11 protein-coding genes and 1 pseudogene are annotated in these 14,016 nt (G+C 62.9%); 9 read left to right on the forward strand and 3 right to left on the reverse strand.

Going from position 1 to position 14,016, the window contains the following annotated elements; genetic code table 11:
- From ACP2WS_RS08655 to ACP2WS_RS08670, 4 genes are all read left to right on the forward strand, one after another.
- Positions 1–570: hypothetical protein (locus tag ACP2WS_RS08655; RefSeq protein WP_426460418.1), on the forward strand; the 570-nt coding region annotated here is incomplete at its 5' end.
- Positions 571–890: 320 nt separating this feature from the next.
- Positions 891–1,532, forward strand: coding sequence for a hypothetical protein (locus ACP2WS_RS08660; protein WP_426460419.1), 642 nt, complete (start codon positions 891–893; stop codon positions 1,530–1,532).
- Positions 1,533–1,544: 12 nt separating this feature from the next.
- The gene (locus tag ACP2WS_RS08665; RefSeq protein WP_426460420.1) at positions 1,545–3,059 is read left to right on the forward strand and encodes a phospholipase effector Tle1 domain-containing protein; all 1,515 of its coding nucleotides are present in this window, start codon (positions 1,545–1,547) and stop codon (positions 3,057–3,059) included.
- Positions 3,060–3,235: 176 nt separating this feature from the next.
- Positions 3,236–4,735, forward strand: a complete 1,500-nt coding sequence (locus tag ACP2WS_RS08670) for an AMP nucleosidase (protein ID WP_426460421.1) — start codon at positions 3,236–3,238, stop codon at positions 4,733–4,735.
- Between the two features lie 42 nt (positions 4,736–4,777).
- On the opposite strand, the gene metW is transcribed toward ACP2WS_RS08670, so the two are convergent.
- A complete protein-coding gene (gene metW, locus ACP2WS_RS08675) occupies positions 4,778–5,374 on the reverse strand; it encodes a methionine biosynthesis protein MetW (RefSeq protein WP_426460423.1) in 597 nt (198 codons plus the stop codon).
- Positions 5,371–6,522 (reverse strand): homoserine O-succinyltransferase MetX, encoded by a 1,152-nt coding sequence (metX, locus tag ACP2WS_RS08680; RefSeq protein WP_426460424.1) that lies wholly within the window; start codon positions 6,520–6,522, stop codon positions 5,371–5,373. Before metX ends, metW begins: the two co-directional genes overlap by 4 nt.
- Before the next feature lie 398 nt (positions 6,523–6,920).
- On the opposite strand from metX, the gene ACP2WS_RS08685 reads away from it, so the two are divergent.
- The 3 genes from ACP2WS_RS08685 to ACP2WS_RS08695 all read left to right on the forward strand — a co-directional run bounded on the left by ACP2WS_RS08685 (position 6,921) and on the right by ACP2WS_RS08695 (position 10,048).
- Positions 6,921–8,129 (forward strand): ammonium transporter, encoded by a 1,209-nt coding sequence (locus ACP2WS_RS08685; RefSeq protein WP_426460425.1) that lies wholly within the window; start codon positions 6,921–6,923, stop codon positions 8,127–8,129.
- Positions 8,130–8,465: 336 nt separating this feature from the next.
- Complete coding sequence (locus ACP2WS_RS08690; RefSeq protein ID WP_374491818.1) at positions 8,466–8,945, forward strand: RNA recognition motif domain-containing protein; 480 nt, start codon at positions 8,466–8,468, stop codon at positions 8,943–8,945.
- A gap of 296 nt (positions 8,946–9,241) precedes the next feature.
- Positions 9,242–10,048 carry a carbon-nitrogen hydrolase family protein gene (locus ACP2WS_RS08695; protein ID WP_426460426.1) on the forward strand — a complete coding sequence of 269 codons (807 nt, stop codon included), beginning with the start codon at positions 9,242–9,244 and terminating at the stop codon, positions 10,046–10,048.
- Positions 10,049–10,141: 93 nt separating this feature from the next.
- On the opposite strand, the gene alr is transcribed toward ACP2WS_RS08695, so the two are convergent.
- Positions 10,142–11,260, reverse strand: coding sequence for an alanine racemase (alr, locus tag ACP2WS_RS08700; RefSeq protein ID WP_426460427.1), 1,119 nt, complete (start codon positions 11,258–11,260; stop codon positions 10,142–10,144).
- Positions 11,261–11,654: 394 nt separating this feature from the next.
- Between alr and lplT the strand changes: the two are divergent.
- Positions 11,655–12,942: pseudogene (gene lplT / locus ACP2WS_RS08705) on the forward strand (lysophospholipid transporter LplT).
- Positions 12,943–13,131: 189 nt separating this feature from the next.
- Entirely contained in the window at positions 13,132–14,013 is an 882-nt protein-coding gene (locus ACP2WS_RS08710) for a DMT family transporter (RefSeq protein ID WP_426460428.1), read from the forward strand.
- Positions 14,014–14,016: the final 3 nt, after the last annotated feature.

Here is a 14,016-nt window from a genome sequence, read left to right on the forward strand (position 1 = left end):
ATTTTGAGCCTGTCGATTGCCGGTCTGTCTTTTCTATCCGGATGTCAAATGAACCAGCAAACTCCATCTTCGACCCTATCAAACGCCGCTACCGCTGCGGCTAACCCCGATTCAGTCCCTGTGTTGCACTTCAAGTTTCATAGCTTTAACGCACTTTGCTTTGACACATACGGCTGCAAGGTCGTTTATGCGGGGCTAACAGTACCGAACGACGCATCAAACAAGAAAAGATTATCATTTGCGGAATGGAGCGGTAACGAAGGTGAGAATGCATTGAAACGGGCATTCGGAGGGCACATCAACATCAAAAATTTCCCTGCACCCGCCAAGGTGACCTGGCGCTCCAAGGACGGTACATCCCATTCTGCAGAGATCGATATCGGAAAAATCTTCAAGGATGAGCGAATCATTCACCACTTGCCTTTGCGGGATTTTCCGCACTCCCCAGAGACCACCGGTAGAGATGTAACCATCTTGCTTATCGTGGACGACAGGACTATCAAGGTGTACATGTTGAGCGAAGTCAATATGAATTACTACCTGACCCTGGCCTACAGCCAGACCTTCTAAGCGAGGCCGCGCATGACAACCGATCAAACCCCTGCTCTCGTGATGGCGGTTTAGACACCTGGGTGGCAGATGCCACAGTCATCAACAGCCACACGCAGTCGCAGCAAATTGTTGCGCAGATGCAGGTGCCGCAGTTAGTCAGCAGCACAGATCCACATGCTCGCCTGCATGTCGCCCTTGCTTTGAGGGCACTGGCAATGCGATGAACCATGTGCTGGACAGGAAGAAAAATTTTTTTACAACAATACTTTCTTTGTGTAATATGAATTATATTGAATTAAAGAAATTATGTTTTTCAATAGCACACGCACGAGGGTGACATGAAGCGCAAACGGCTATTTTTTCAATCCACGCTTTTGAGCCTGTCGATTGTCGGCCCACTTTTTCTATCTGGATGCCAAATGAACCAACAAACGCCATCTTTGTCCACTTCAGGCACAACTACCGCTGTGGCAGACCCTAATTCCATTCCTGTGCTGCATTTCAAGTTTCATTCGTTTAGAGGCTTGTGCTTTGATACCTATGGCTGCAAAGTCACCTATGCCGGACTCGCTGTTCCCAACGATGAACCAAATGAAAAAACACTCTCTTTTGCACAATGGGGAGGCGAGAGTGGGTTGAAGCTGGCAGGAGGAGGCGGGCATATCAACATCAAAAACTTTCCTACCCCCGCCAAGGTGACGTGGCGCTCCAAGGACGGTACATCCCATTCCGCAGAGATTGATATCGGCAAAATCTTCAAGGATGAGCGAATCATTCACCACTTGCCTTTGCGTGAATTTGCTTTTCAAGACAATCCTATGGCGTCTTCCGACGATCCTACGATAGTACTAGTAGTTGATGATCGGACAATCAAGGTGTACATGCTGGCATCCATCAATACCAATCGTGAGCAAATTCCTGGTAATAAATACAGCTATACCAAAAATGAGCTAACCCTGGCCTACAGCCAGACCTTTTAAGCGAGGTGCGGCATGGCAACCAATCAAACTCCCGGCCCTCGTGATGACGGTGTAGATACCTGGGTGGCTGATGCCTCCGTCATCGACAGCCACACTCAGGCTAGCCAGACTGTTGCGCAGATGCAGATGCCACTACTGGTCAGCAGCAAAGACCCGCATACACGTTTGTATGTTCCCTGCTTCGACGGCACTGGCAATGACATGAACCATGTGGCAGCCGGTGAGAAGATGACCAATGTGGCGGAGCAGTACCAGCAGATTTTTGATTCTTCAGAGTCTCAAAATCAGATACGTGCTGGTTACGAACCCGGCGTAGGCACCCAAGGCGGCCTCACCGGAGTGGTAGACAGCATTCGTGGATCAACTTACCAGGCGCATCTGGAGAGCATGTACCGGAAGTTCATCAAACAGGCGGAAGAGTGGAAGGCAGCTGATCCACAGGCTGAGATCAGCGTGGCCAGCATGGGCTTTAGCCGTGGTGCCGTAGAAGCCACTTTATTCACTCGAATGATAGAAGAACGTGGTATTCAAAGCTATAGCAGCACAAAACCTCACTACAACCCCGACGGCACCATCAAAAGCCTAGAATTCACCAAGCCCCCTTTGGTCGAACCCGGCCATGTGCGCATGGCTGCTGCCTTGTACGACCCGGTCAATACAGGCGTGATGGAGCGGCAAAATGCCCTCCTGCCCACGTCGGTAGAGGCGGGTCTGCAACTGACGGCACAGCACGAGCGGCGCGATCTGTTCAAGTCTACCGATATCATTGCCCCTGGTGTTTCAGCGAACGGACGCTTCGTCAACGCTACGGTGGGCGGGGCGCACAGCGATATTGGTGGCAGCTATGCGCATGACGGGCTGTCGGCGCGTAGCCAGAACACCATGACTGACTTTCTCAACAAGCTGTCGGACAAGCCGTTTCTGCAGCATCGGGAAGTGCCACAGGCACCCGACATGAGTTTGGTGCACAACTCTGCGCAGCACCGGTCTTTCTATAAAACCACAGAATTCGACAAGTTGGGCCACCGTGCGCATGTCAATGCGGATGGCACACGCAGCCAGACAATCGAATCCAGGCCCACGCCTGCCACGCCAGAACCCCGGGCCGATCGTCCGCAACAAAGGTCAGAGGCCAGCGAAGTAGACACCCTGGCCAATCACCCTAACCGTTCCATCGTTGCCCTCAACAACCTGGTCAACAACAGCCCTGATCTGGCACACCACACGGATACCGAACGCGCCCGCATTACCGCAGCCTTGTGTCTGGAATGCCTGAAGACCGGCAAGGACATCTCTGGCATGACAGAGGTGGAAAGCTTCGAGCACAAAGGCAAAACCCTGGCTCTGGTAGATGATCCCGTCAAGGCAGAGCGCAACCCTTACACCAGCACAGCCACCGTAGACGTGGCACAGGCCACCCAGACACCCGTACAGGACAGTCTGGCCCAAATGCAGAACGTGCAGGTCGCCCGGGCTCAGACACAAGAGCAAAGCCGCAGCCAAAGTGGTCCTGTGATCACCATGTAATTGAATCACTCCGGGATTCGCGGAGGCCAGTTGATTTAAGTCAGACGGTCGTGGCCTGACCAGCGCATGTTTGGGCTGTTGCCGGTCTCCAAAGACCCGGAAAAAGGAAAAACAAGAGGCAGCCCCCCACCGCCCCAGTCATCCCCCTGCCACGCGCGCTTCGTACAATGGGGTGCATGACCCAGCAACCGCTCACGCCGCCGTTTCAGGCGCCCCAGCTCCATACCGATCCTGATGCTGCGCTGCGCCAGGTGCAGACGATCTATCAGGAGGCCATCGACCATCTGCGGGCGGGGTTCAGGCGGTTTCTGGAAGAGGGGAGTCTGCCCTGGCCGGTGCGGGCGCACTATCCGCTGGTGCGCATTCGCACGGTGGTGCCTACCGTGCATCCGCGGGGCGAGAGCCACTCGGCCTTTGGCTTTGTGGCGCAGCCGGGGGTGTACGAGACCACGCTGTCCGATCCCTTTCTGTTTGCCGACTACTACCGCACGCAGTTCGCGCTGTTGCTGGCCAACCATGGGGTGCCGCTGGAGATCGCCACCAGCCACCAGCCCATTGCGCTGCACTTTGCGCTCGATCCGCACGAGGCGCTGCAGGGCACGCTCGATGCCACTCTGCGCGAGCGCATGCACACCACCTTCGACTGGCCCGACCTGTCGAGCATGGACGACCGCATCGCCAACGGCACCTGGCAGCCCCACGGCTCGGCGGCGCATCCGCTGTCGCTGTTCACGGCGCCGCGTGTGGATTATTCGCTGCAGCGCCTGCGCCACTACAGCGGGACCGATGCCGGCCATTTCCAGAACTACGTGCTGTTCACCAACTATCAGTTCTACATCGACGAGTTCATCCGCCTGGGGCACGCCGCCGTGCAGGACCCCGAGAGTGGCTACACCGCCTTTGTGGAGCCGGGCAATGTGGTCACCCACGCGGCCGGAGGCCAGCCGCCCGAAGGCTTCGTGCAGGGCACGCACCCGCAGCGGCTGCCGCAGATGCCGGCCTATCACCTGGTGCGTCCTGGCCACGAGGGCATCACCATGGTCAACATCGGCGTGGGCCCGAGCAACGCCAAGACCATGACCGACCATGTGGCCGTGCTGCGCCCCCATGCCTGGCTCATGCTCGGGCACTGCGCGGGGCTGCGCAACAGCCAGACTCTGGGCGACTACGTGCTCGCCCACGGCTATGTCCGTGACGACCATGTGCTCGACGACGATCTGCCCCTGTGGGTGCCCGTGCCGGCTCTGGCCGAGATCCAGCAGGCCCTGCAGCAGGCCGTGGCGGAGGTGACGCGGCTGGAAGGGGACGACCTCAAGGCCGTGCTGCGCACCGGTACCGTGGCCACCACCGACAACCGCAACTGGGAGCTGGACGCGCAGAACACGCCGGCCCGCCGCTTCAGCCAGAGCCGGGCCGTGGCCATCGACATGGAAAGCGCCACCGTGGCCGCCAACGGGTTTCGTTTTCGCGTGCCCTACGGCACCCTGCTGTGCGTGAGCGACAAGCCCATGCATGGCGAGATCAAGCTCCCCGGCATGGCCGACCGCTTCTACCGCGAGCGGGTCGACCAGCATCTGCGCATCGGCATCAAGGCGCTTGAGCTGCTGCGCCAGCGTGCCACGGGGCAGCTGCACAGCCGCAAGCTGCGCAGCTTTCAGGAAGTGGCCTTCCAGTGAGCGCGTGGGCGGCTCCCGGGTGATGGCCCCGGACAGCGCCCCTCAGCGTGGCGTGCCGCGCGCCACCTGGTACACGGCAGTGGGGGCGAGCAGGTTGGGCAGGTGGCGCACCACGCGCGCTTCGTTGAGCCCAAAGCTGTCGAGCACGCGCAGGTGGTTGCGGGCCGCCATGATGCCAAAGTCGGCATAGGTGCCCACCCGGATGTTGGGCGTGTCGTACCACTCGTAGGGCATGCGGCGGTTCACCGGCATGCGTCCGCGCAGCACCGACAGGCGGTTGGCCCAGTGGGCAAAGTTCGGAAACGCGATGATGCCCATGCGCCCGACGCGCACCGTCTCGCGCAGCATGGTCTCGGCATTGCGCAGATGCTGCAGCGTGTCGATCTGGAGCACCACGTCGAACATGTCGTTGGCAAACACCGACAACCCCTGATCGAGGTTGAGCTGCAGCACGTTGACGCCGCGCTGGACGCAGGCCAGCACATTGGCATCGTCGAGCTCCACGCCGTAGCCCGAGCAGCCCTTGTGCTGCTGCAGGTAGGCCAGCAGTTCGCCGCGTCCGCAGCCCAGATCGAGCACGCGCGAGCCTTCGGGCACCAGGGCCGCCACGGCCTTCACATTGACCAGTCCGCCGCTCATGCTGCCACCTCTTTGTCGAAATACGCGCGCACCAGAGCCAGGTAGCGCGGGTCGTTGAGCAGGAAGGCGTCGTGCCCGTGGGGCGCGTCGATCTCTGCATAGGTCACGTCACGGCCGTTGTCGAGCAGGGCCTTCACGATCTCGCGGCTGCGCGCCGGGGAAAAGCGCCAGTCCGTGCTGAAGCTCACCAGCAGGAAGCCGGCCCGGGCCTGCGCCATCGTGCGGGTGAGGTCGCCGTCGAAGCGCCGGGCCGGATCGAAGTAGTCCAGGGCGCGCGTGATGAGCAGGTAGGTATTGGCGTCGAAGTAGCGGCTGAACTTGTCGCCCTGGTGCCGCAGGTAGCTCTCGATCTGGAACTCGATGTCCTGGGTGCTGTACTTGTAGCCCGTGGCGTTGTCGGTCACGGCGTCGCGCAGCTCGCGGCCGAACTTGGCGTTCATCACGTCGTCGGACAGATAGGTGATGTGCCCGATCATGCGGGCAATGCGCAGCCCGCGCGCCGGCACCACGTCGTGTTCGTAGTAGTGGCCGCCGTGAAAATCCGGGTCCGTCACGATGGCGCGCCGCGCCACCTCGTTGAAGGCGATGTTCTCGGCCGACAGGTTGGGGGCGCTTGCGATCACCACCGCATGGCGCACCCGCTCGGGATACTGCAGCGTCCAGCTCAGGGTCTGCATGCCGCCCAGGCTCCCGCCCATCACCGCCGCGAGCTGCGTGATGCCCAGTGCATCGAGCAGCCGGGCCTGGGCATGGACCCAGTCTTCCACCGTCATGACCGGAAAGTCCGCCCCGTAGCGCGTGCGGGGGCTGTCCGGCGGCGCATCGGGATTGGGGTCGCGCGGCCCCGTGCTGCCGAAGCAGGAGCCGAGATTGTTGACTCCGATCACGAAGAAGCGGTCGGTATCGACCGACTTGCCGGGGCCGATCATGTTGTCCCACCAGCCCACGTTCTTGGGATCGTCCGCATACACGCCCGCCACATGGTGGGAGGCATTGAGCGCGTGGCAGATCAGGACGGCGTTGCTCCTGTCGGCGTTGAGGGTGCCGTAGGTCTCGTAGGCCAGGGTGTAGTCGTGGATGCTGGCGCCACTCTGCAGAGACAGGGGCTCCGCAAAGTGCATGGTCTGGGGAATGGCTATCAGGGACATCGCAAAGAAAACTGGAACAAAAAAACCCGGAGCCGCAACGGGACGCCGGGTTTGCCAGTGCTCCGTTTTAGCTGAACTTGTAACGCGCCCGCAAGCTGGAAGCAAATCGGCGCTGACTCGGAACCAGTATAGCAAGAAGTCCCCCCGCGTGGAGAACCGGCCTGCCGATGGCAGCGCACGCGGGCCGGCCCCCGGCCGCTGCGCACCAATTGAGGGTGATGCACCATCATGGCATACGCGAAGCGCACCTCATTGGCACAGTTTGTGCTTATTCCGGTGCGCTTTGGGGCTTTAGATCAGAAAGTTTCCTGGTGTTCGCAAAAGCATCTCGTGATACGCACCTCATCAGTGCGAAATATGGCGATGCAGTGTTTTCTCAAAAGGGAGTGTGTTCAATAATGGGGACGTTTGCACCTAAACAGGGCGTCGATGCGCTGTTCATTCTGCTGGGCGCGATCATGGTATTGGCCATGCATGCAGGCTTTGCCTTTCTGGAGCTCGGCACCGTGCGGCGCAAGAACCAGGTCAATGCGCTGGTGAAGATCCTGGTCGATTTCAGTGTGTCCACCGTGGTGTATTTTCTGGTGGGCTACGGGGTGGCCTATGGCACCCATTTCTTCGTTCATGCCGACGCGCTGGCGGCAGCCAATGGCTATGAGCTGGTGCGGTTCTTCTTCCTGCTCACCTTTGCGGCCGCCATTCCCGCCATCATTTCAGGGGGCATCGCCGAGCGCTCGCGCTTCTGGCCCCAGCTCATGGCCACGGCGGTGCTGGTGGGGTTCTGCTACCCCTTCTTCGAGGGCGTGGCCTGGAACCAGCATCTGGGGCTGCAGGCCTGGCTCAGGCAGGTCACCGGAGCCGAGTTCCATGACTTCGCAGGCAGCATTGTGGTGCACGCCTTCGGTGGCTGGGTGGCCCTGCCGGCCGTGCTGCTGCTCGGGGCGCGCCACAACCGCTATCGCAAGGACGGCGCCATGTCGGCCCATCCGCCTTCCAGCATTCCCTTCCTGGCGCTGGGCTCGTGGATTCTCATCGTCGGGTGGTTTGGCTTCAACGTCATGAGCGCCCAGATGATCGACAGGATGAGCGGGCTGGTGGCAGTCAACAGCCTCATGGCCATGGTGGGCGGCACGCTCGCAGCACTCGTGGTCGGGCGCAACGACCCCGGCTTTGTCCACAATGGCCCCCTCGCCGGACTGGTGGCGGTGTGTGCCGGCTCCGATCTCATGCACCCGCTGGGCGCCCTGGTGGTCGGTGGCGTGGCAGGCGCCCTGTTCGTCAAGGCATTCACCCTGACGCAGAACCGCCTGCGCATCGACGATGTCCTGGGCGTGTGGCCCCTGCACGGCCTGTGCGGCCTGTGGGGCGGCATTGCAGCCGGCATCTTCGGGCAGCGCATGCTGGGAGGCATCGGCGGGGTGTCGTTCGGGGCTCAGCTCATCGGCAGCCTCATGGGCGTGGCGTGGGCGGTCTGCTCGGGTCTGGTGGTCTATGGGGTGCTCAAGAAGACCGTGGGCATTCGGCTGGGCCAGGAGGAAGAGTTCGATGGCGCAGACCTGAGCATCCACCGCATTTCCTCCACTCCGGACCGCGAAACGAGCTGGTAAGGCGTGCTGCCGCCGCAGTCCCCCACCTGCGGCGCGCGTGCTGCCCCGGGGCGGGGCAGTGTGGCGCGGGAAGAACAAAGCGCACAGCGCCGTTGCTTTTGTGATGAAGGCGCGCAGAAAACCCGGGGTTTTCAGGCGCACGGGGCATCCGCGAGTCACATATCTGGCCGATAATGAGCCGCGTATGGATGACACTCTGTCGCGCCGGTTTCTGTGCCGGCAGGCAGGTCGGCCATATGACTGCGGTGATTGATTTGCGAGAGTGATAGAGTGGGTTTTCGAATCGCATCCCAAACGGACATCGCTGGTATTTGATCTATCTGGAGAAGTCCGTTTATGGGCAACAAACTGTACGTGGGCAATCTGCCCTATGCTGTGCGCGACAACGATCTGGCACAAGAATTCAGCCAATTCGGCAGCGTGACCAGCGCCAAGGTCATGATGGAGCGCGACACTGGCCGTTCCAAGGGTTTCGGCTTCGTCGAAATGGGCAGCGATGCCGAGGCACAGGCCGCCATTGAAGGCCTGCATGGCAAGGACATGGGCGGCCGTCCGCTCGTGGTCAACGAGGCTCGTCCTCTCGAACCCCGTCCCCCCCGTCGCGAAGGCGGCTTCGGTGGCGGTGGCTACGGCCGTCGTGAAGGTGGCTTCGGCGGTGGCAACCGCGAAGGCGGCTTCGGTGGTGGTCGCAATGCCGGCGGCTTCGGCGGTGGCAATGGTGGCAACGGCGGCGATGGCTTCCGCAGCCCCTACGGTGGCCGTCGTGACAGCTCCAGCCGTCGTCACAACTTCGACGACCGCGACAACAACTATTGATCACACGGTTTCCATGGGCCCCGGTCCATGGTGCACCCGATCATGACAGGGCCCCGCTTCCATGCGGGGCTTTTGCTTTTCTGGATGAGGTGCGAGGCAGTGTGCAAGACCCCGGCGCATGGTTTTGCGCAGGGTCTTTCTGCATGCCGACTGCGGTGGCAGCCCGGGAAAGGCCCGCGATTGCGGGAATGCGTGCTCCTCTGTATGTGGACATGGAGCAGCCCCCCCTGCGGGCAGCGCTTGGAGCCGCTAGAGTGGGCATGTTGCCATTTCTTTCCTGATTTTCGGAGCGTTCCATGAAAGTTGCTGCCATCCAGATGGTTTCCGGCACCGAGCCCGCCGCCAATGTGCACACTGCTGCCCGCCTGATCGAGGAGGCCGCGCAGGGCGGGGCCGAGCTGGTGGCACTGCCCGAGTATTTCTGTCTCATGGGGCACAGTGACCGGGACAAGCTGGGCATTGCAGAGGAGCACGGCGCCGGGCCCCTGCAGGATTTCTTGCGTGCACAGGCCAGCCGACTGGGGATCTGGCTGGCTGGAGGCACACTTCCGCTGCGGACCGACGATCCCGCACGGGTGACGAACACCACGCTCGTGTACGCGCCCGACGGACGCGAGGTGGCCCGCTACGACAAGGTGCATCTGTTCGCCTTTCAGCGGGGAGGCGAGAGCTACGACGAATCCCGTGTGCAGCAGGCGGGGGCGAAGCCGGTGGCCTTCGAGTTGCCGTCGCGCGATGGCCATGTCTGGCGGGTGGGGCTGAGCACCTGCTATGACCTGCGGTTTCCCGAGCTGTACCGGGCGCTGCGCGCCGATCTGCTGCTGGTGCCGAGCGCTTTCACCCACACCACCGGGCAGGCTCACTGGGAGGTGCTGCTGCGGGCACGGGCCATCGAGAATCTGGCCTGGGTGCTGGCACCGGCGCAGGGCGGTCGCCATGCCAACGGGCGGCGAACCTGGGGGCAGACGCTGGCCATCACCCCCTGGGGGCGGGTGACGGGCGAGCTGGCCGAAGGAGAGGGCGTGGTGCTGGCCGACTGCGACTGGGCCGTGATGCAGGAAATGCGCGAGCAGCTGCCCGCGCTGCAGCATCGACGGCTGTGACGCGGCATGTTCTGCCGCCTCGACCTTCGGCACCGATGCGGCAGGATGTGCAGGCCCGGAGTGCTGTAGAACCGGGCTGGGGGCCGGAGGGGCTCAGTCCGTGACGCTGACGTGCACCCGGGGCGCCAGTGCGCACATGAGCTCGTAGCCCAGTGTGCCGGCGGTGGCGGCCACCTCGTCGATGGGCAGCACTTCGCCGGTGCTGGCACGTCCCCAGAGCGTGACTTCCGTGCCCAGGCCGATGACGGCATCGGCCGGGATGTCGGTGGTGTCGGGCGTCAGGTCCACTGCCAGCATGTCCATGCTGACGCGGCCGAGGGTGCGGCTGCGGTGACCTGCCACGAGCACCGGGGTGCCGGTGCCGCAGGTGCGGGGGTAGCCATCGGCATAGCCGCAGGCCACCACGCCGATGCGCAGGGGACGATCGGCCGTGAACAGGGCGCCGTATCCCACCTGGTCGCCCGGCTGCAGGTCGCGCACCTCGATGAGCTTGCTGCGCAGGCTCATGGTGGGCTGCAGATCCCAGTGATGCACGTCGTGTGCATCCACGTCGGGGCTGCTGCCATAGAGGGCAATGCCGGGGCGCACCCAGTCGGTGGCGGCGGCCAGTTCCGGGTGGCGGAGCAGGGCGGCGCTGTTGCACACGCTGCGTTCGCCGGGGAGTTCGGCCGTGGTGCGCTCGAAGATTTCCCAGGCGCGTGCAATGCCCGGCACGGCCACGTCTGCAGTGGCAAAGTGGGTCATCAGGCCCACATCTTCCACCTGGGGCAGTGCCTGCACGCGGGCATAGGCGGCACGGAAGCGGTCGGGGTTGAATCCCAGGCGCTGCATGCCCGTGTTGAGCTTGAGGAAGACCTTGTGGGGCTGCACCGTCTTGTGGGCGGCCAGCATGTCGATCTGTTCGTCGCTGTGCACGGTGTGCCACAGACCCAGGCGGGAGCAGAGCTCCAGGTCGCGGGGCTCGAACACGCCTTCGATGAGCTGGATGGGGCCGCGCCAGCCCAGGTCGCGCAGACGCACGGCCTCGTCCAGGTCGAGCAGGGCAAAGCCGTCCGCACCGCGCAGACCCTCGTAGGCGCGTTCGATGCCGTGTCCGTAGGCATTGGCCTTGACGACGGCCCAGACCCGCGCCTCGCCCGCTGCCTGTCGGCAGCGCATCAGGTTATGGGAAAGGGCATCGGTATGGACATAGGCATGGATCGGGCGCGGCATGGTGGAAATTCCGGAGGAGGAAAGAGGATGGGAGGCATTATCCTCTTCTGCCCACCGCGTGGGCGTCTCCTGCCGGGAGTGGGCGCGTGGGTGTCTGGCCTGCGTGGCGGACTGCAGACGGTGGGTTTCCTGCGACAGGCCCTGGGTCTGCCACAGGGGGTGCACCCCTGTTTTGCGGCGGCGGAGAAGGGGCGCGGGGCGACAGTGCCTGAAATGGCGCATACTACGATATGGTGCGGCTATCCGTCATGCGGACACAGTGCACCGTCAGGGCATGGACTGCACGCGTGCAAGGACGCGGCGCCATGATGGAGACAAGCGTTCCCGAGGGGCGCGAGGGGTTGTGTTTGAGTGATCTGATGCTATTCGTTCGGAGTTGCGGGGCTGCGGTTTCATGAAACGCGGCTTCTATACCATCATGGCCGCGCAGTTCTTCAGCTCGCTGGCCGACAACGCCCTGTTCATCGCGGCCATTGCCCTGCTCAAGGCAGCAGGCGCCGAAGACTGGCAGAAGGCTGCCCTGGTGCCGGTGTTTGCCCTGTTCTATGTGGTGCTGGCTCCGTTTGTGGGGGCCTTTGCCGATTCGCAGCCCAAGGGGCGCGTCATGTTCCTGAGCAACGCGATCAAGGTGCTCGGCTGCATCATGATGCTGTTCGGCGGGCACCCGCTGCTGGCGTATGCGGTGGTGGGGCTGGGGGCGGCGGCCTATTCGCCGGCCAAGTACGGCATCCTCACCGAGCTGCTGCCGCCCTCGCAGCTGGTCAAGGCCAATGGCTGGATCGAGGGGCTGACCATCTCTTCCATCATTCTGGGAGTGCTGTTCGGCGGGCAGCTGCTCAGCCCGCAGATCGCGCAACCTCTGCTGGACTTCGACTTCCCCTTCATCGACACCGGTGTCGATACCCCCCCCCGAGGCGGCCATCAGCGTGATCGGGGTCATCTACTTCATTGCCGCAGCGATCAACACGCGCATTCCGCTCACGTGCGCGGTCATGCGGCCCATGCCTTCCAATCCGCTGAGCCTGCTGCCCGACTTCTGGACCTGCAACAAGCGTCTCTGGGAAGACAAGCTCGGACAGATTTCTCTGGCCAGCACCACGCTGTTCTGGGGGGTGAGTGGCAATCTGCGCTACATCGTGCTGGCCTGGGCCGCCGTGGCGCTCGGCTATGCAGTGCCCGAGGCCTCCCGGCTCGTGGGGGTGGTGGCGATCGGCACCGCTGCCGGGGCGGTGTTCGCGTCGATGCGCATGCGGCTCGACCAGGCCACGCGCGTGATGCCGCTCGGCATCGTCATGGGGGTACTGGTGGTGGCCATGGTGTTCATTCACCAGCTGTGGCTGGCGGTGCCTTTCCTGATCGTGCTGGGGGCCATCGGGGGCTATCTGGTGGTGCCCATGAATGCGCTGCTGCAGCATCGGGGGCACAACCTCATGGGGGCTGGCCGCTCGATTGCAGTGCAGAACTTCAATGAGCAGGCCTGCATCCTGGGCATCGGCTTTCTCTACAGTCTGGCCACGCGCGGCGGGCTGTCGGCCTATGGTGCCATCGTCATCTTCGGGGTGCTGGTGTCGCTGTCGATGTGGCTGATTCAGCGCTGGTATGCGCACAATTGCACGCGCCATGCGGCCGAGCTCGACAACCTGCTCGAGATCGCTCGCAGCGACAAGAGCCACTGCGTCTGATCCGATTCGGGGGCGCTGTCTGGAAAGCCGGCCTTGGGGCTCTGCAGCCCTGCCGGCTCGCGCAGTGTTTGCACTGGGCAGGGTTTCACGCAGATGCACAGCGAGTGTGGCTGACCTGGCCCACCGGTGCATGTGCAGCACCCGCAACCGGCTTTTTCTTCACTTTCACCCTTCCGTCCATCGCTGTCCATGTCCAACCTGCTGCCCGTTCTTGCCATCGTCTTCAATGCGCTGGTGTGGGGGGTGTCGTGGTGGCCCTTTCATGTCCTGCAGGGCATGGGGGTGCACCCGCTGTGGGCCACGGTGCTGATGTACTGCGTGCCGCTCGTCGGTATCGTGCTGGTCCGGCCTGCCATGCTGCGGGAGTTTGCGCGGCCGTCGGATCTGTGGGCGCTGCTTGTGGTGGCGGGGCTCACCAATACCTGCTTCAACTGGGCCATCACCATCGGCGACGTGATCCGGGTGGTGCTGCTGTTCTACCTGATGCCGGCCTGGGCGGTGCTGCTGGCCTGGTGGCTGCTCGGCGAGCGGCCCACGACCATGGCCATTGTGCGGGTCGTGCTGGCGCTTGCCGGGGTGGCGCTGGTGCTGCAGCCTGCAGGGCAGGGGTGGCGTCTGCCGCTGCCCTCGGGCATGGCCGATGGGCTGGCACTCGTGGGGGGCTTCATGTTCGCGGCCACCAATGTGCTGCTGTCCCGCAGCGCTGTCCGGCACTCGCCGCTGGCGCGTGTATGGGCCATGTTTGCCGGTGGTGCCCTGCTGGGAGGGCTGGTGGCAGGGGCTGCGCTGCTGACGCACCGCTACGGGGTGACGCCCCTGCCGCCGCTGGCGGCGCAGTGGGGGCTGGTGGTGCTGGCTGCGAGCGCGGCCTTCATGCTCAGCAACACGGCCCTGCAGTACGGTTCGGCCCGCTTGACCGCCCATGCCATGTCCCTCATCATGCTGCTCGAAGTGGTGTTTGCCACCACCTCTTCAGCCTGGGCCGGGGCGGCGCATCTCACCGCACAGACTGCCCTGGGGGGCATGCTGGTGATGTCGGCGGCTGTGCTGGCGGCTGTTTCGGCGCACTGAGGG

It is taken from the genome of Brachymonas moutaii (nom. illeg.), from assembly GCF_049977365.1.
GTDB lineage: Bacteria > Pseudomonadota > Gammaproteobacteria > Burkholderiales > Burkholderiaceae_C > Brachymonas.